This is a genomic window from Roseateles sp. GW821-FHT09H11 (genome assembly GCF_059415845.1).
Window position 1 is genome coordinate 237,203 of record NZ_JBWKOA010000006.1, and the last position, 17,730, is coordinate 254,932.

General features: G+C 66.6%; 20 protein-coding genes and 1 tRNA gene. 6 read left to right on the forward strand and 15 right to left on the reverse strand.

The features are described from left to right. Positions 1-56: 56 nt before the first annotated feature. From AC07PR_RS20560 to cysS, 11 genes are all read right to left on the reverse strand, one after another. Complete coding sequence (locus AC07PR_RS20560; protein ID WP_377156400.1) at positions 57-332, reverse strand: hypothetical protein; 276 nt, start codon at positions 330-332, stop codon at positions 57-59. Further along, positions 325-591, reverse strand: a complete 267-nt coding sequence (locus AC07PR_RS20565; RefSeq protein ID WP_495136409.1) for a hypothetical protein — start codon at positions 589-591, stop codon at positions 325-327. Before AC07PR_RS20565 ends, AC07PR_RS20560 begins: the two co-directional genes overlap by 8 nt. Positions 592-786: 195 nt before the next feature. Then, positions 787-1,749 carry a hypothetical protein gene (locus AC07PR_RS20570; protein ID WP_495136410.1) on the reverse strand — a complete coding sequence of 321 codons (963 nt, stop codon included), beginning with the start codon at positions 1,747-1,749 and terminating at the stop codon, positions 787-789. A 3-nt stretch (positions 1,750-1,752) separates the two neighbouring features. Beyond that, on the reverse strand, positions 1,753-2,430 hold the full coding sequence (locus AC07PR_RS20575) for a hypothetical protein (protein WP_495136411.1): 678 nt from the start codon (positions 2,428-2,430) through the stop codon (positions 1,753-1,755). A gap of 48 nt (positions 2,431-2,478) precedes the next feature. Then, a complete protein-coding gene (locus AC07PR_RS20580; protein ID WP_495136412.1) occupies positions 2,479-3,120 on the reverse strand; it encodes an FMN-binding negative transcriptional regulator in 642 nt (213 codons plus the stop codon). A 134-nt stretch (positions 3,121-3,254) separates the two neighbouring features. Then, a tRNA-Ser gene (locus tag AC07PR_RS20585) sits at positions 3,255-3,347 on the reverse strand. Between the two features lie 69 nt (positions 3,348-3,416). Beyond that, entirely contained in the window at positions 3,417-4,688 is a 1,272-nt protein-coding gene (locus AC07PR_RS20590; RefSeq protein ID WP_067269429.1) for an aspartate kinase, read from the reverse strand. A 38-nt stretch (positions 4,689-4,726) separates the two neighbouring features. Further along, the gene (gene tilS, locus AC07PR_RS20595; protein ID WP_495136413.1) at positions 4,727-6,229 is read right to left on the reverse strand and encodes a tRNA lysidine(34) synthetase TilS; all 1,503 of its coding nucleotides are present in this window, start codon (positions 6,227-6,229) and stop codon (positions 4,727-4,729) included. Then, positions 6,198-7,169, reverse strand: a complete 972-nt coding sequence (locus AC07PR_RS20600; protein WP_483105610.1) for an acetyl-CoA carboxylase carboxyltransferase subunit alpha — start codon at positions 7,167-7,169, stop codon at positions 6,198-6,200. The genes tilS and AC07PR_RS20600 overlap by 32 nt, the downstream gene beginning before the upstream one ends. 2 nt (positions 7,170-7,171) lie before the next feature. Then, positions 7,172-7,825 carry a DNA-3-methyladenine glycosylase family protein gene (locus AC07PR_RS20605; RefSeq protein WP_377156412.1) on the reverse strand — a complete coding sequence of 218 codons (654 nt, stop codon included), beginning with the start codon at positions 7,823-7,825 and terminating at the stop codon, positions 7,172-7,174. Continuing rightward, a complete protein-coding gene (gene cysS / locus AC07PR_RS20610; RefSeq protein WP_495136414.1) occupies positions 7,825-9,222 on the reverse strand; it encodes a cysteine--tRNA ligase in 1,398 nt (465 codons plus the stop codon). Before cysS ends, AC07PR_RS20605 begins: the two co-directional genes overlap by 1 nt. 153 nt (positions 9,223-9,375) lie before the next feature. Between cysS and AC07PR_RS20615 the strand changes: the two genes are divergently transcribed. The 5 genes from AC07PR_RS20615 (at position 9,376) to AC07PR_RS20635 (ending at position 12,710) form a co-directional block, all read left to right on the forward strand. Beyond that, a complete protein-coding gene (locus AC07PR_RS20615) occupies positions 9,376-9,921 on the forward strand; it encodes a tetratricopeptide repeat protein (RefSeq protein WP_377156414.1) in 546 nt (181 codons plus the stop codon). Positions 9,922-9,994: 73 nt separating this feature from the next. Beyond that, positions 9,995-10,570 (forward strand): peptidylprolyl isomerase, encoded by a 576-nt coding sequence (locus tag AC07PR_RS20620; RefSeq protein WP_377156415.1) that lies wholly within the window; start codon positions 9,995-9,997, stop codon positions 10,568-10,570. Positions 10,571-10,582: 12 nt separating this feature from the next. Then, positions 10,583-11,086, forward strand: a complete 504-nt coding sequence (locus tag AC07PR_RS20625) for a peptidylprolyl isomerase (protein ID WP_431102432.1) — start codon at positions 10,583-10,585, stop codon at positions 11,084-11,086. 17 nt (positions 11,087-11,103) lie between these two features. Beyond that, a complete protein-coding gene (locus tag AC07PR_RS20630) occupies positions 11,104-11,922 on the forward strand; it encodes a UDP-2,3-diacylglucosamine diphosphatase (protein ID WP_495136415.1) in 819 nt (272 codons plus the stop codon). Next, on the forward strand, positions 11,919-12,710 hold the full coding sequence (locus AC07PR_RS20635) for a M90 family metallopeptidase (RefSeq protein ID WP_483105607.1): 792 nt from the start codon (positions 11,919-11,921) through the stop codon (positions 12,708-12,710). Before AC07PR_RS20630 ends, AC07PR_RS20635 begins: the two co-directional genes overlap by 4 nt. A 183-nt stretch (positions 12,711-12,893) precedes the next feature. On the opposite strand, the gene clpA is transcribed toward AC07PR_RS20635, so the two are convergent. Continuing rightward, complete coding sequence (gene clpA, locus AC07PR_RS20640; RefSeq protein ID WP_377156422.1) at positions 12,894-15,218, reverse strand: ATP-dependent Clp protease ATP-binding subunit ClpA; 2,325 nt, start codon at positions 15,216-15,218, stop codon at positions 12,894-12,896. Continuing rightward, positions 15,215-15,580, reverse strand: coding sequence for an ATP-dependent Clp protease adapter ClpS (gene clpS / locus AC07PR_RS20645; protein ID WP_377156424.1), 366 nt, complete (start codon positions 15,578-15,580; stop codon positions 15,215-15,217). Before clpS ends, clpA begins: the two co-directional genes overlap by 4 nt. 165 nt (positions 15,581-15,745) lie before the next feature. Here clpS and AC07PR_RS20650 point away from each other — a divergent pair, with 165 nt between their 5' ends. Continuing rightward, on the forward strand, positions 15,746-16,048 hold the full coding sequence (locus AC07PR_RS20650) for a cold-shock protein (protein WP_495136416.1): 303 nt from the start codon (positions 15,746-15,748) through the stop codon (positions 16,046-16,048). Between the two features lie 224 nt (positions 16,049-16,272). On the opposite strand, the gene AC07PR_RS20655 is transcribed toward AC07PR_RS20650, so the two are convergent. Further along, the gene (locus tag AC07PR_RS20655; protein ID WP_495136417.1) at positions 16,273-17,142 is read right to left on the reverse strand and encodes an OmpA family protein; all 870 of its coding nucleotides are present in this window, start codon (positions 17,140-17,142) and stop codon (positions 16,273-16,275) included. A gap of 32 nt (positions 17,143-17,174) precedes the next feature. Beyond that, entirely contained in the window at positions 17,175-17,582 is a 408-nt protein-coding gene (locus AC07PR_RS20660) for a hypothetical protein (protein ID WP_495136418.1), read from the reverse strand. Positions 17,583-17,730 lie beyond the last annotated feature (148 nt).

A 17,730-nucleotide genomic window follows, 5' to 3' on the forward strand; every position in this document is an offset into this window, starting at 1 on the left:
CAGCGGGCCTTCGTTTTTGGCCACCGTTGTTTCAGTTCACGGCAGCGGTTGACGGATCAATGAGCAAGGATCATGGCGGGCTGCCTGCGGAAGCAGCCGCCGCCCACGGCCCCGGCAAGCGTGAGCCCCCCGAAGGTCCCCGCAAAGATGAGCGGGTTTGCCATCGAAAGACCGGCCACCAAGCCTCCGATCATTCCGCTGAAAACGCCGTCGGTACATGAACTGTGACCGGACCCCTTGTCCAGCGGAGACACCTTCATCGGGCCGCCACCGCCATTGCCCATGCCACCGGACACACAGTCAATCTCTTCTTCAGTCAGCACTTCAAACATCATTCTCTCCATTGATTTGATCGCCCTTCGAGCCGGATGGCCGATGAGCCTCATAACGGCAATGCCGCCACTCGCGATACAACAAGTCAACGAGCGGAATGACACAAAAGACCGCGCCCATCGTGACCACATAGTTCGGAATCCTTTCACCGAACCCTGCGAGCTTCAGCATGAACGCGACGAAGAAGCTCCCGGCAAAGCGCAAGAGAAATCTCCATGCCTCTCGCCGCGCCCAATCCTTGTTTTCTTCCTCTGTCACGTCACCATCTCCTTGCGTTGTTGCAGAGCGCAACGTTAGGAGGACGCGTCTCGAAGATCACTGACCCAAAGTTGCTGGGCGTGTTCGGGGAAGTCCTAGATGGCAGACCGGGCGCAAATTGGCAAGACCTGACCCCAAGAACGATTGCCAGTCCAGAAAGGTGGCTGGACAGAAGCGACTCGAACCAATTCTTGACTAGCTCGACGTTGGCGACCCCGTGAGGATTTCAGCCAACGGCTGCGCCAGGCTCACGCACGCCACGCCGCACACTTCCAGCACGGTCATGTAGTAGCTCAGCGCCTCGATGAACGCGTCGCGACCCAGCCCTTGCCGGTACAGGCCGACGCCGTGCTCCAGGCGCAGTTCGAGGATCTCGTAGGCGTCGGCCACGATGCGGAAAAGCGCTTCGCTCTCGACCGAACGACCCGTGCCGATCAGGATCTTGACGTTCAGCGTCCACTGGTCCCCGAACAAGAGCTTCGGCTGCGCCAGCAGGCAAAGGACGCCCGTGTCTAACGGGATCGAGAGCGATACCAGACACTCTTTCGCATCCCAGCGGGGCGTCATGCGGGCGGATATCTCCGGCATCAGCGCGACGGCCAATTCGCCCACCAGCTTCATCATGCCGCGGCCTTGAACCGCCGTCTCGAGCGGAGGCGGAAGCAGGTTCGGCAAGGCCGTCGCGACAAAGGAGGCGGCCATCCGCAGGCGCTGCGGCTTCATCACGCGTTCCCGGTAGTCGTCCCAGGAATGCGTCGAGCGCCAGCGTTGCTCCGCGGGACCGATCGGCACGCTGCCCGAGATCACGCAGGGGGCGGCAAGGATGCGCTCCTTGCCGTCGATCAGCAGGCTCGTGGCGCCGTTCCGGACCGCATCGATCAGCGGACTGCGCGAGGTGGCTCCCTCACCCGTCGTCGGGTTGTAGATGCCGATCCAGCCGAAAGCCTCGCGGCGGAAGGCGGCGTCGATGGCGAGGTCGATGTCGGCTTGCGGGTCCCCGTCCGATGTGGCTAGGTGGAAGGGCAGCAGGCGGTGCGACTGCAAGCCGAGGCGATCGAGCGCTCTACAGGTCTCGTCTGCGAAGCGAGGAAATCCCGCCGCCATCGATCGGCCCAATGCCAGCCGACCGTCGACTCCCAGAACCGTCCGAACCGTCATCGTTCAGAAGTACGGCTGGTAGCCGAGAAACTTCAGGCGGTCGATCTCGCCCTCGAAGGTCAGCGCGCCGATGGACTGGTTGTCGACGCAGCTCGATCGCACGTACACGCCGAAGTGGGTCGGACTTCCGAGCATCGCGGGAATCTTCGAGAGGTCGCCGATCGTCGACGGCGTTTTGGGTTGCCCCCGGCAGAAGAAGAGATCCTTCCCCAGGACCTTCTCGTTCAGCATCGCAGCCGCTTTGGGATACACCACCGCAAACTCCGCGGGCGTCAGGCCCATTGCCGACACGTAAGCGTCGCTGCCCGGCTCGGGGCAGCCGTCGCCGGCGACGGCCATGTAATCGACCGACATCCGGTCGTGGTCAGTCCAATGGCCCGTCTTCGCGTCACGCATGGCCATGATCACGCGAGTGATGCAGACCTGACCCTCTCGCCGGGCTGCGAAATGGTAGAACTCGAGCGCATCGGGCGAGCCATCGTAGACGCACGATCGTCCGACCACCGCTTTCTTCACGGGATCGCTCGCCTGGGTCATGTCGATCGCGGTGCAGACGATCGACCGGGAGAGTTGGCTGGCCTGCGATGGCGCCGGCATGAGCGCCATCAAGAACAGCGCCGCCGCAATGAGTCGAGCGAAATGAAGCATCACGAAAGTATCCGGATTCAATCGTGACAGCACGCTGAGGATTCGATGACGGCCAGGCACTCCGGCGTCTGCCGCCGGGCGTCAACGCGGCGCGAGTTCGCGCACCCATCTTGCCAGGATCTGCTCCTCCAGCGAGCCGTGGTGCTCCTGATGAGCCAGGATGCGCTCGCGCTCGGCGGCGCTGCGGTTCTGGCTGATCTTGGCCTTCATCGTCCAGCGCTCGACCGGCACGCGGAAGCCGACGATCGCGCCCAGCATCTTGCGTTGGAAGTCTTCCGGCAGACCGCGCCACGTCGCGGCGTAGTCGGGTTCCTGCGTCGCGATGAGGCGCTTGAGCAGCGCGTCCTTCGCGTGCTCCTCGTCGATGATCTGCACGCGGCCATGGACCTGCAGGGTCAGGTAGTTCCACGTCGGCACCGACAGCGGCGTGTCGTAGTGGCTCGGCGAGATGTAGGCGCCGGGACCGTTGAACTGCACGAGCACTTCGCCCAGCTCCGGCGACTTCAGCGCGGCCACATGCGGGTTCGCGCGCGCCAGGTGGCCTTCGAGCCACCAGCCTTCGCCGTCGGCGGGATCGGTCGGCGCACCCCAGATCATCGGCACCGGCGTCGCCGACAGACCGTGTGTCGGATCGATCAGCATCAGCGTCGACAGCGGATGTTCCTGGATCATCAGCCGCGCATGCGACAGGTCCGGCAGGTCGAAATGCTTGGGCGTGTACATGCGATGACTTTAGGACACATCGCCCCAAGACCGCTGAAAGTTTTCCTGACCCACTGCAGTAGTCTGGAATGCATTCAGTCACCCCGGAATGCAAAAACCCCCGCAACTTGCGCTGCGGGGGTTTCACATCTGGTTGGCGGAGACGGAGGGATTCGAACCCTCGATGCAGGTTTTGCCCACATACTCCCTTAGCAGGGGAGCACCTTCGGCCACTCGGTCACGTCTCCAACCGGAGAAGCAGCGACTATAGCATGGCTTCTCGCGCGCTCAAGTGAAACGCAGGCGTCATTCCTTCATCAGGCCTCGATGTCCTGATCCAGATCGAACGCGCGATGCAAGGCGCGCACAGCCAGCTCCATGTACTTCTCGTCGATGACGACGGAGGTCTTGATCTCGCTGGTCGTGATCATCTGGATGTTGATGCCCTCTTCCGACAAGGAGCGGAACATCTTCGACGCCACGCCCACGTGCGAGCGCATGCCGATGCCCACGATCGAGACCTTGCAGATGCGCTGGTCGCCGGTCACCTTGGCGGCCTGCACCGCCGGTCCCACGACCTTCTCCAGCAGCTCCATCGCGCGCTGGTAGTCGTTGCGGTGCACGGTGAACGAGAAGTCGGTCTTCCCGTCCTGCGACACGTTCTGGATGATCACGTCGACGTCGATGTTGGCGTCGGCCACCGGGCCCAGGATCTGGAACGCGATGCCGGGCTTGTCCGGCACGCCCAGCAGCGTCACCTTGGCCTCGTCGCGGTTGAATGCAATGCCGGAGACGACGGCTTGTTCCATTTGTTCGTCCTCTTCAAAAGTGATCAGGGTGCCGGACTTGGCTTCTTCGTCGATGTCGATGTCCCAGGGCGTGAAGCTGCTCAGCACGCGCATCGGGACGCGGTACTTGCCGGCGAATTCCACCGAGCGGATCTGCAGCACCTTGGAGCCGAGCGAGGCCATCTCCAGCATCTCCTCGAAGCTGATGGTGCTCATGCGGCGCGCTTCCGGGACGACGCGCGGATCGGTCGTGTAGACGCCGTCGACGTCGGTGTAGATCAGGCACTCGTCGGCCTTGATCGCCGCGGCGATCGCCACCGCCGACGTGTCCGAGCCGCCGCGGCCCAGCGTCGTGATGTTGCGGTCCTCGTCCACGCCCTGGAAGCCGGTGATGACGACGACGCGGCCGGCGTCGAGGTCAGCCTTGACCTTGGCGTCGTCGATGCTCTCGATGCGGGCCTTGGTGTACGAGTTGTCGGTCGACACGCCGACCTGCCAGCCGGTGTAGCTGACGGCGTCCATGCCCTCGGCCTGCAGCGCGATCGCCAGGAGGCCGACGGAGACCTGCTCGCCGGTGGAGGCGATCATGTCGAGTTCGCGCATCAGCGACGGCGACGAGCTGCCCGGCGACAGCTCCTTGGCCAGGCCGAGCAGGCGGTTGGTCTCGCCGCTCATCGCCGAGGGGACCACCACCATCTGGTGACCCGCCCGCGCCCATTTGGCGACGCGCTTGGCCACGTTGCGGATGCGGTCGGTCGACCCCATCGAGGTGCCGCCGTACTTGTGAACGATCAATGCCATGGGAGTGTCAGAGGCCTGCTGCGGGTGGATCGGCGATTCTAAGACCCGCCCTTGCCCGCAACGTCGCTGTCCATGCGGGATCCGCATGCCTCGGGCACCCAGCGCAGTGCCATTTGTGCTTCATCGGCCGGCGCGATCCAGCGCGCGTCGATGCCCAGACCGGGCGCGAAGAGCAACGCGCCATCGACGTAGATCAGCGGCCCTTCCCTCTGGACAGCGGGGATTCCGGCGGTCTGCCAGCACTTCCTGAGCGAGCGGGCCAGGCCCTTCGCATGCGCCTGGAACTGCTCGCCGCCTTCGCGCGGGCGCAACTCGACATTGCTGAGCGCAGAAAGCGAAACACCCCCCGTGGTCACGGGTTCGACATCGAATGCGCCGCCCCACGCCGCCACCGGGTGGCGCCCGGGCCGGGTGAGGTCGATGCGCATCGTCGTGTCGGCCACGGCGGCGGTGACCCCGAGTCCCAGCAGCGATGCGGGGAGTGCCTCCGCTCGAGCAGGACTTCGGACACGCGGTGGCGCTTGCACGAAGAACCTGCCGCGATAGAGATGCAGCTCGACGTCGCCCAAGGGCCAGCGCGCCACGGTTGCGGCCGGCGCCTCCGCCATCAGGCGACGAATCAGGGTCGCGGGTGCTGTCCGTCCTGTCGCGCGATGCAGCCAGGCGCGCAATGCGTTGGACGCGCGCGCCGAACTGAGCGTGCCCAGCATGGCCTGCGACAAGCCGTCGCCATCGGACCAGCGGGCCAGGTCCTCCTCGGCGATCTCGCGCTGGAGTTCCGCCGCTTCCTGCGCCCATGCGGCGGCCTGCGCCAGCGCGGCTTCCGCGCCGGGAGCCTCCGCGGTCAGCGCGGGCCATGCCTGCAGGCGAAGCCGGTTGCGGGCGAAACGCGCGTCGCCGTTGCTGTCGTCTTCGATGAAGCGCAAGCCATGTTCGGCGACATAGGCCTCGATGGATTCGCGCCGACGATCCAGCCACGGGCGAGCCCAGCAGACGCCATCGCGCCACTGCGTGCGCGGCATGGCGGACAGCCCGGCCACACCGGCGCCGCGCATGGCCTGCAGCAGGAAGGTCTCCGCCTGATCGCGCCGATGATGAGCCAGCAGCAACAGATCGGCGCCGGCCGCGAGGGTCAGGCGTTGCAACGCCTGATGTCTGCCGGCACGAGCCCAAGCCTCGATGCTGTCGCCGGGTCCGGGCGCGCCGTCCAATCGCTCATGCACGAGCGACACGGGCAGGCCTTCAGCCGCCCAGCCCTCGATTTGCGCCTGCAGATGCGTCAGCCACGCGTCGGCGTGATCGCTCAACCCATGATGGATGTGCAACGCCACCACGTGCAGCCCGAGCGGACGAGCGGCAACGGCGGTGGCGTGGAGGAGCGCCGTCGAATCGCGGCCGCCGCTGGTGGCGACCGCAATCACGCGGCGGGAGGCTTCGTCGGAGCCGGCTTGAGCACCGGGCTGGTCGCCGGCAGCAGCACCGGCGTCGACGCCGGCGTCGGAGCGCAGATCAGCGGCTCTTGGTGTCGCCGAATCGACCATAGGCCTGCAGACGCTCGTAGCGGCGGTCCAGCAGTTCCTTGGTCTTCAGGTCGGAGACCTGGCGGAGCGCATCGCCGAGCGCGCGCTTCAGGTTGGACGCCATCTGCTTCGGATCGCGATGCGCGCCACCGACCGGCTCGCTGACGATCTTGTCGATCAGGCCCAGCGCCTTCAGGCGGTGCGCGGTGATGCCCAGCGCCTCGGCGGCCTCGGGGGCACGCGCCGCCGTCTTCCACAGGATCGACGCGCAACCTTCCGGCGAGATCACCGAATAGGCCGAGAACTGCAGCATCAGCACCTGGTCGGCCACGCCGATCGCCAGCGCGCCGCCGGAGCCGCCCTCGCCGATCACGGTCGCGATGATGGGCACTTCCAGCTGCGCCATCTCGAAGATGTTGCGGCCGATCGCTTCGGACTGGCTGCGCTCTTCCGCGCCGATGCCCGGGTACGCGCCCATCGTGTCGATGAACGTGAACACCGGCAGGCCGAACTTCTCGGCCAGCTTCAGCAGGCGCAGCGCCTTGCGGTAACCCTCGGGGCGCGGCATGCCGAAGTTGCGCAGCGTGCGCTCCTTCGCGTCGGAACCGCGCTGATGGCCGATGACCATGCAGGCCTGGCCGTTGAAGCGCGCGAGACCGCCGACGATCGCGGCGTCATCCGCGAAGTGGCGGTCGCCATGCAGCTCTTCGAACTCGGTGAAGACCTCCGCACAGTAGTCCAGCGTCTGCGGACGTTGCGGATGGCGCGCGACCTGATAGACCTGCCACGGCAGGACATTCGAATAGATGTCCTTCGTGAGCTGCAGGCTCTTCTTGCCGAGGCGGTCGATCTCTTCCGAGATGTCCACCGCGGACTCGCTCTGCACGTAGCGGAGCTCGTCGATCTTGGTTTCGAGCTCGGCGATCGGCTGCTCGAATTCGAGGAAGTGTTTCTTGCTCATTCTCAGTAATCCACGGGTAGCGGATCGAGGCTCCGCCAAATGTACCATGTGGCCACCGAGCGATACGGGGCCCAGCCCTCGCCCAGCTCTCGGGCCTCCGCGCGCGACACGGGTTCGTCGCTGAAGTAATGCTGGCTGATGCCTTTCAGCAGTCCCAGGTCGTCCAGCGGCAGCACGTTCGGCCGCATCAGATGGAAGATCAGGAACATCTCCGCCGTCCAGCGGCCGATGCCGCGGATCGCGACCAGCTCGTCGATGATGGCTTCGTCTTCCATCTGCGCCCATTGACGCACATGGACCTGACCGGTTTCGAAATGCTGGGCCAGGTCGCTGAGGTACTCGACCTTGCGCACCGACAGCCCGACAGCGCGCAGCGCGGTCTTGTCGAGGCTCAGCACCTCGGTCGGCTTGATGCGGTTGGACGGCCCCGAGGTCAGCTCGGCGAACTTGTCCCACACGCTCTGCGCCGCCTTCACCGAGATCTGCTGGCCGACGATGGAACGCGCCAGCGTCGTGAACGCGTCGCCGCGGCTCTGCAGCCGCGCCTCGCCGAATTGCGGGATCAGCTTCTTCATCACCCGGTCACGCTTGACCAGATGTCTGCAGGCTTCGTCCCAATAGTCCGGGGTCACCCCGGCGGTCGCCACACGCGCCATCAGGCCTGCTCTCCAACCTTCGATGCGCGAACCCAGGTCGTGCCGGTCGGGGAATCCTTCAGCTCGATGCCTTGTTCGGCGAGCGCCTTGCGGATGCGGTCGGCCTCGGCGAAATCGCGGCCCGCCTTGGCGGCGGCGCGAGCGGCGATCTGCGCGTCGATCGCGGCCTCGTCCAGGCCCGCGCCGGCTTGCAGGAAGGTCTTCGGCGCCTGCTGCAGCACGCCCAGCACGCCGCCCAGCGCCTTCAGCAGACCGGCGTCCTGCGCGGACCGGTCGCGGTTGACCTGATTGGCCAGTTCGAACAGCACGGCCAACGCGCCCGGCGTATTGAAGTCGTCGTCCATCGCGGCCTTGAACGCCACCGCCGGACCTTGCGTCCAATCGATGGTCACGTCCGCCGGCGCGACCGCGTCCAGCGCCGTGTACAGCCGGCGCAGCGCGGTGCGCGCATCGTCCAGGCTGACATCGCTGAAGTTGAACGGGCTGCGGTACTGCGTGCGCAACATGAAGAAGCGGATCGACTCGCCGTCGAACTTCTCCAGCACTTCCTGGATGGTGAAGAAGTTGCCCAGGCTCTTGGACATCTTCTCGCCGTCGATGTTCAGGAAGCCGTTGTGCAGCCAGTAATTGACGAAGTGGCCGAAGGCGCCTTCGCTCTGTGCGATCTCGTTCTCGTGGTGCGGGAACTGCAGGTCCATGCCGCCGCCGTGGATGTCGAAGCGCTCGCCCAGCAGCGCGCAGCTCATGGCCGAGCACTCGATGTGCCAGCCCGGGCGGCCTTCGCCCCAGGGGCTGGCCCACTTGGCCTCGACGGGCTCGTCGGCCTTGGCCGACTTCCACAGCACGAAGTCCAGCGGATCGCGCTTGCCGTCGTCGACCGCGACGCGTTCGCCGGCGCGCAGCTGGTCCGAGGACTTGCCGCTGAGCTTGCCGTAGCCGTCGAACTTGCGCACCGCGTAGTTCACGTCGCCGCCGCCGTCGGCCTGGTAGGCCAGGCCCTTGGTCTCGAGCCTGCCGATGATGTCCAGCATCTGCGGGACGTACTCGGTGGCGCGCGGCTCATGCGTCGGCTTGGCGATGCCCAGCGCGTCGAAGTCGCGATGCATCGCGGCGATCGTGTCGCTGGTGAGCTGGCCGATCGTGATGCCGCGTTCGAGCGCGCGACGGATGATCTTGTCGTCGATGTCGGTGATGTTGCGCACGTACGTGACGTCGAACCCGCTGGCCTGTAGCCACCGGTAGACGACGTCGAACGCGATGTTCATGCGCGCATGGCCCATGTGGCACAGGTCGTAGACCGTGATGCCGCAGACGTACATGCGGACCTTGCCCGGCTCGATCGGTTGGAAGTCCTGGAGCTGGCGGTCCAGCGTGTTGTAGATGCGCAAGGAAGACATACGGGGCTCGCGCCGCGCTGGCGACGGGTCGCGAGGGGCGGCGCAATCGACAGTTCGGACGGTGCGGTGCGGGTGGGCCGGAGAGCCGGCCGGGAGGCGAGCGGGAGACGAAAGCTCGCTCTAGAATGCCCGGCAGTATAGCGGCCCGACCCCATGCCAAGACTTCCGTCAAGACTTCCCGCCCTGATCCGCTTCTGCTGCGTCGCCCTGGCGCTGACCGGCGCGACCCTGACGCATGCCGCGACGCTCGACGACGCGCAGGCCCTGTGGGCCGCCGGCAAACGCGACCAGGCGATCCAGACCGCCGAGACCGGCCTGAAAGCCACGCCCGACGACCCGCGCCTGCGCTTCGCGTTGGGCACGATGCTGCTCGAGCAGCAGCAGCTCGAGCGCGCCCGCGCGCTCTTCACCGGCCTGACCGAGGACTTCCCCGACCTCGCCGATCCGTACAACAACCTGGCCGTCATCCACGCCGCGCGCGGCGAGTACGAGGCGGCCCGCCAGGCGCTGACCCGCGCCCTGGACCTGCAGCCCGACCACGCGCAGGCGCAGGAGAACATGGGCGACGTGCTGATGCGCCTGGCCCAGCAGTCCTACGAACGCGCACTGAAGCAGGCGCTCGGCGACGACACCGCGCTGAAGGTCAAGTTGCAACGCGTCACAGCGTTCAACAACGCCAAGGGCGTCCAGGCGCGATGATCGCGGGCGGCGCGCCGACGGCGCGTCGTCAAACACCGCCCCTTCCACCGTTCCCCACACAGACATCAGGACCATGCGGACATCCAAACTCCTGCTCGCCGCCGGCGCCGCCGTGCTGGGCCTCGCGGCCTCGTTCGCCCAGGCCCAGGTCGTCAAGCTGAGCACCACCGCCGGCGACATCACGATCAAGCTGGACGCGGAGAAGGCGCCGAAGTCGGTCGCCAACTTCCTCGCCTACGTGAAGGCCGGCCACTACAACGGCGTGATCTTCCATCGCGTCATCGGCGACTTCATGATCCAGACCGGCGGCTACACGCCCGACCTGAAGCAGCGCCCGACGCGCGCGCCGATCCCGCTGGAGGCCGGCAACGGCCTGATGAACATCCGCGGCTCGATCGCGATGGCGCGCACGAACGACCCGAACTCGGCGACCTCGCAGTTCTTCATCAACACCGTGGACAACCCGGGACTGGACCCGGGCTACGCGTCCGATGGCCGCGGCTACGCCGTGTTCGGTTATGTCACCGAGGGCATGGACGTCGTCGACAAGATCCGCGCGGTGCCGACCGCGCCGTCGCCGAAGAACCCGGCGTTCCAGAACCTGCCCAACACCCCCGTCCTCATCAACAAGGCCACCGTCGAGAAATAAGGAGTTGACGACATGAGCAAGAAAGTCGAACTGCACACCAACCATGGTCTGATCACCGTGGAGCTGGATGACGCGAAGGCCCCCAAGAGCGTCGAGAACTTCCTGGCCTACGTGGCCAAGGGCCACTACGACGGCACGATCTTCCACCGCGTCATCAAGGGCTTCATGGCCCAGGGCGGCGGCTTCGAGGAAGGCATGAAGCAGAAGCCGACCGACGCCCCGATCCAGAACGAGGCCAACAACGGCCTGAAGAACGACAAGTACACGCTGGCGATGGCGCGCACGAACGCGCCGCACTCGGCCAGCGCCCAGTTCTTCATCAACACGGTCGACAACGACTTCCTGAACTTCAAGAGCGAAAGCCCGTCGGGCTGGGGCTACGCGGTGTTCGGCAAGGTCGTCGGCGGCCAGGACATCGTGGACAAGATCGAGAAGGTCAAGACCAGCCGCTCGGGCTTCCACGACGATGTGCCGGTCGATCCGGTGATCATCGAGCGCGCCGTCGCGGTCGAGTGAGTCCCGGGTCCGTCGCCTTGCCGCTGCCCCGTGCGGTGGTGCCCCTGGTACCGCTGCGGGCGGCGGGCGGCTGGCGGCGGATCGACCTGCTCTCCGACCTGCACCTGTCGCCGGACATGCCGGCGACGCTGGCGCGGTTCCGCGCGCACCTGGCGGCAACGCCGGCCGACGCGGTCTTCCTGCTCGGCGACATCTTCGAGGCCTGGATCGGCGACGACGCGCGCTGGCAGGCCGGCACTTTCGAGCAGTTCGCGCTCGATCTGCTGCGCGAGGTGTCCTCGCGCAAACCCCTCTTCTTCATGCATGGCAACCGCGACTTCGCGCTCGGCGAGGCGATGGCGGCAGATGCCGGCATGCGGCTGCTCGGCGATCCGACACGCCTGGAGGCGTTCGGGCGTTCGTGGCTGCTGAGCCATGGCGATCAGCTCTGCCTGGGCGACGTCGGCTATCTGAAGGCCCGCGCGGCGGTGCGCCGGCCCGACGTGCTGGCGGCGCTGCGCGCGATGCCGCTCTTCGCGCGGCGCGCGTTGGCGCGCCACCTGCGCGCGAGGAGCCGGATGCATCAGTCCGATCCGTCCACCTGGGCGGATGTCGATGACGACGCGGCGCGCGCGTGGCTGCGCGCCTCGGGCTGCGACACGCTGATCCACGGCCATACGCACCGGCCCGCGGTGCACAATCTCGGCAACGGGCTCACGCGTGCCGTGCTGTCCGATTGGGACTACGACCATGGCAGCGCTGGCAGCGGTCGCGGCGACGTCTTCGTCCTCGATGCCGACGGCCTGCGCCGGATTGCCCCGATGACATCGGCCATCGAGGTCACCCTCGCATCATGATCGGCGGTCTGCTCCAACGCTGGCGCGATCGCCGCGAGCGCAAGCTGCTCGATCAGTTCGCGATTCCCGACCCGCTGTGGGAACTCACGCTCACGCAGTACCCCTTCATCGCCCGCCGCAGCGATGCGGACCGCACCGAGCTGCGCCGGCTGTGCTCGCTCTTCCTGGCGGCCAAGGAGTTCCACGGCGTCAACGGCTTCGAGGTGACCGATCAGGTCGCGGTGGCGGTGGCCGCGCAGGCCTGCCTGCCGGTGCTGCGCCTGGGGCTCGAGTGGTACGACGGCTTCGTCGGCATCGTGATGCACGAGGGCGAGGTCGTCGCCGCGCGCGAGACGATGGACGAGGACGGCGTCGTCCACGAATACGACGAGACGCTCGCCGGCGAAGCCATGGAAGGCGGGCCGCTGATGCTCGCCTGGAGCGAGATCGCGCCCGAGGCCACCGAGCGCGTCGAGGGCCACGACTCCGTCTACAACGTCGTGATCCACGAGTTCGCGCACGTGCTCGACATGCGCGACGGCGAACCCGACGGCGCACCGACCATCGACGATCCCGCGCTGCGGCTGCAGTGGGGCGCGACGATGGAAGCCGAGTGGCACTGGTTCTGCGATCAGGTCGACGCGGGCGTCGCGACGCTCATCGATCCCTACGGCGCGGAAGCCCCCGAAGAGTTCTTCGCCGTCGCCGTCGAAGCCTTCTTCGTCGCGCCTCGCGAGTTGCTCGCGGAGCAGCCCCGCTTGTATCGGCTCCTCGCCGGGTTCTTCAGGCAAGACCCGGCACACGGCTGAGCAACATCAAGGGAACCCGGGCCCCGTCTCCTCCGTCTCCCTCCTTTGTCGGCCGCCCCGGCCGACAAATTCCCTCCTTAAGCTGCGGAGACGGGGCCCGGGTTCCCTTGATGCGATACATCGAGCACCACACCAATGAAAAAGCCCGCGTGAGCGGGCTTTGGGGTCAGGCGTTGACTAGCGTCAGTCCGCCGTGGCGGGCTCGGACTTGGGCTTGTTGTCCTTCTTGTTGGGCGTGATGTCCAACTGGACCTCGCCCTTGTCGTCGACGTCCACGCTGAGGCGACCGCCGTCGATCAGGCGACCGAACAGCAGTTCGTCGGCCAGGGCGCGACGGATCGTGTCCTGGATCAGGCGCTGCATCGGGCGGGCACCCATCTGCGGATCGAAACCCTTGGCGGCGAGGTGCTTGCGCAACGCGTCGCTGAAAGTGACCTCGACCTTCTTCTCGGCCAGTTGGCTTTCGAGCTGCAGCAGGAACTTGTCCACCACCCGCAGGATGATGTCCTCGTTCAGCGCGCCGAAGTTGACGATCGCGTCCAGACGGTTGCGGAACTCCGGCGTGAACAGGCGCTTGATGTCGGCCATCTCGTCGCCCTGCTCACGCTTGGTCGTGAAGCCGATCGTCGACTTGGTCATCGCCTCCGCGCCCGCGTTCGTGGTCATGATGATGATCACGTTGCGGAAGTCGGCCTTGCGTCCGTTGTTGTCCGTCAGCGTGCCGTGGTCCATGACCTGCAGCAGCACGTTGAAGACGTCCGGATGCGCCTTCTCGATCTCGTCGAGCAGCAGCACCGCGTGCGGCTTCTTCGTGATCGCCTCGGTCAGCAGACCGCCCTGGTCGAAGCCCACGTAGCCCGGAGGCGCGCCGATCAGGCGGCTGACGGCGTGACGCTCCATGTACTCGGACATGTCGAAGCGGATCAGCTCGATGCCCAGGATGTAGGCCAGTTGCTTGGCGACTTCCGTCTTGCCCACGCCCGTCGGGCCGCTGAACAGGAAGGAACCGATCGGCTTGTCCGGCTTGCCCAGGCCCGAGCGCGCCATCTTGATGGCCGCGGCCAGCGCGTCGATGGACGGATCCTGGCCGAAGACCACGCTCTTGAGGTCGCGGTCCAGGCTCTTGAGCTTGCCGCGATCATCCGACGACACCGAGGCCGGCGGAATGCGCGCGATCTTGGCGACGATGTCCTCGACCTCCGCGCGGGTGATCGTCTTCTTCTGCTTGCTCTTCGGGAGCACGCGCTGGGCGGCACCAGCCTCGTCGATGACGTCGATGGCCTTGTCCGGCAGGTGACGGTCATTGATGTACTTGGCCGAGAGCTCCGCAGCGGCCTGCAGCGCGGTCAGCGCGTACTTGACGCTGTGGTGCTCCTCGAAGCGCGACTTCAGGCCCTTGAGGATCTCGACAGTCTGGTCGACGGTCGGCTCGACCACGTCGATCTTCTGGAAGCGCCGCGACAGCGCCGCGTCCTTCTCGAAGATGCCGCGGTACTCGCTGAAGGTCGTCGCGCCGATGCACTTCAGCTGGCCCGACGACAGCGCCGGCTTAAGCAGGTTGCTCGCGTCCAGCGTGCCGCCCGACGCCGCGCCGGCGCCGATCAGGGTGTGGATCTCGTCGATGAAGAGGATCGCGCCGGGCTGGTCCTTCAGCTGCTTGATCACCGCCTTGAGGCGCTGCTCGAAGTCGCCGCGGTACTTGGTGCCCGCCAGCAGCGCGCCCATGTCCAGCGAATAGACCACCGCCTCGGCCAGCACGTCGGGCACCTGGCCCTCGGTGATGCGCCAGGCCAGGCCTTCGGCGATCGCGGTCTTGCCCACGCCGGCCTCGCCGACCAGCAGCGGGTTGTTCTTGCGGCGGCGGCACAGCACCTGCACCACGCGCTCGACCTCGAGCTCGCGGCCGATCAGCGGATCGATCTTGCCGTCGCGCGCCAGCTGGTTGAGGTTCTGGGTGAACTGCTCGAGCGGGCTGCCCTTGCCGCCGCCCTGACCCTGGCCGCCCTCGCCTTCCTCGCGCTCGGACTCGCCGCTGTTGCCTTCCGGACCCTTCGGGGGCTCGGGCGGCTCGCTCTTCTTGATGCCGTGGGCGATGAAGTTGACGACGTCCAGCCGCGTCACGCCCTGCTGGTGCAGGTAGTAGACGGCGTGGGAGTCCTTCTCGCCGAAGATCGCGACCAGCACGTTGGCGCCGGTCACTTCCTTCTTGCCGTTGCCGGTCGACTGGACGTGCATGATCGCGCGCTGGATCACGCGCTGGAATCCCAGCGTGGGCTGGGTGTCCACCTCGTCGGTGCCGCCGACGGTCGGCGTGTTCTCCTTGATGAACTGCGCAAGCGACTTGCGCAGGTCCTCGATATTCGCCGCGCATGCGCGCAGCACCTCCGCCGCGGACGGGTTGTCCAGCAGCGCCATCAGCAGGTGTTCCACGGTGATGAACTCGTGGCGCTGCTGGCGCGCTTCGACAAACGCCATGTGCAGGCTGACTTCAAGCTCTTGCGCAATCATGCGGCCTCCATAATGCACTGCAGGGGGTGACCGGCGCGCCGTGCGGCCGCCAGCACCATTTCGACCTTGGTGGCCGCGACATCCTTGGTGAAAACACCGCAGACGCCACGACCGTCGTGATGGATCTTCAACATGATCTGGGTGGCCGTATCCAGGTCATGGCGGAAGTACTCCTGCAAGACCATCACCACAAACTCCATCGGTGTGAAGTCGTCATTGAGCATCAGCACCTGGTACAGGCGCGGCGGCTCCGTCTTCTGAGCGACACGCTCCAGGGTGGTCGAATTCCCACCGTCCTCCGGACCCGGCGGCTGAGGGCCGGGCGGTCCCGCGGGTGGGGGCTGTTGGGCAAACAATGGCATGAACCGATTCTATAAACAGCGGGAGCACCCTACATGGGGACAGGCTTCCGCCTGTCAATGCCCCGAGTTTGTCACCTTCGCGGCTCCGTACCCCGGGGAGTTCCTCAATTGACACTGACTTGACACGGATTTGAGAATCCGCCCCGGTGCGAGAAAGACACCGGGATGGAGAAGAACATGGCAACAGGCACGGTCAAGTGGTTCAACGATGCCAAAGGGTTTGGCTTTATTGAACCCGAACAAGGCGGAGGCGACGTTTTCGCGCACTTCTCAGCCATTCAGATGGACGGCTTCCGGACGCTGAAACAAGGCGGCAAGGTGAGCTACGAGCTGGTGCAAGGCCCCAAGGGCCAGCTGGCGCAGAACATCCGTCCCTTGGACGGTGGCGACGGCAGCGACGCGATCGACGCGCCGATCGGGATTGCGCTGATGGCGGACACCCACGCCGGGCAGCAGGCAGCGGCCTGAACAACCTCCGCTGATCTGGATCGCACGCAAGAAAGCCCGCGCAAGCGGGCTTTCTGCATTCCGGCGGCGGGCGGCCACCGGCCAACCGACCAGCGCGGTTGGCGGCCGGCCCGGCGACCGGGCCGCCCTGTGGTCAGAAGGAAACATCGACCCAGGATCGGTCAAGGACTCGCTCGAGAAACCAGGCGCCGGGACGCCCGTTTCCCCGCCCGGACCTACCGATTTCAACGTACCCCTGCAAACGCGCCGCGCTCGTCGGAGAACACGATCTCCACGCGCCGGTTCTGCTGGCGCCCGGCGGCGTCAGCGTTGGAGGCTACCGGGCGCGCTTCCCCGTTGCCGCGCACATCGACCCGCCCGGCGGCGACGCCGCGCTTCACGAGCGCATCCCGCACCGACTCTGCCCGCGCCCGGGACAGAGCGAGGTTGCTCTCGGCGCTGCCCGTGCTGTCGGTGAAGCCCTCGATCAGGATGCGGCGTTCCGGGTGGTTGCGCAGCGCCGAGGACAAGGTGTCGAGGCGGCTGTAGGCGCCTTCCTTCAGCGTCGCCCTGCCGGTGTCGAACAGGACGTCCTGCAGCATGACGACGAGGCCTTGCGGCGTCGGCTTGGCCTGGATCTCCGCGAGCTCGCGTTGCAGGCGGTTGGCGCGCTCGGAAGCAGCCATGGCGGCGGCCTCCGCAGTGGCCGCCTGACCTTGCGCGACCTGGGCCTGTCCCTGTGCGACCTGGGCCTGACGGGTGCGGACCTCCGCGCGCAGGCGCTCGCGTTCGAGCCCGGCCGATTCGACCTTGGCGTCGGCGGCGCGCGCGGCGCCCAGGTTGATCGCCGTCTGGGCACGTTGGGAAGCGACGGTGGCGGCGCTGTCCAGCTCAGACGGGTCCTTGCGCTCCCGCCAGGCGAAGTCGGCCCGGTCCAGGGACTCCCTGGCCTTGGCAAGCTCCGTCGCGGCGTAGCGACTGGTGTTCGGATCGCTGCTCGCTTGCGCGTAGTCGCGCTTCGCTGCTTCCAGGCCCGCGTGGGGAACGGGCACCGACGAGCAGGCGGCCAGCGCCAGGGCCGTGAGTCCGCCAGCGAGATTCCAATATCGATTCATGATGTCTCCTCAGAGTGGAAGTCGCTGACAGGTCAACGGTTGGGCGCGGCAGAGGCCGGACCTCGATTGAGTTCCTCGCGCAAGGTCGAGAGGCTGCGGTCGAGTTCGGCAGCGGCCTTCTCGGAGCGGTCGCGCGCGGACTTGGAACGCGCCAACGAGGCGGCGGCCTCGGCTTCGTCGGCCTTGCGGCGGGCGAGCGCGTGGTCGCCCTTCTTCTGGGCTTCCTGGGCTTCAGCCAGGCGTGCGCGGGCCACGACCAGGTCGGGCGAATCGCCGGCGCCGATGCTGGTCTGCGCCGCGTCGAGGGCACCGCGGCTCTCGCCGACCTGCGAGGCGGTCTCGACCTTGTTGGTCGAGCATCCGGTCAGCGCGGCGACGGCGAGAACGCCCGCGGCGATCAGACCGCTCCTGGGCGAGCGGGGTAAGGGTTGGTGTCGCATGAACAGTCCTTTGATGTCTGGATGTTCATGGACAGGCAAGCGCGGGTCCCGCGCCGACGGTCAGGCCACCGTCTTCAGGAAGCAGAACCCCGTCAGCCAGCTCCACTGCGGATGCGTGGCATCAATAGTTCCTCCCTGGTCATCCCCA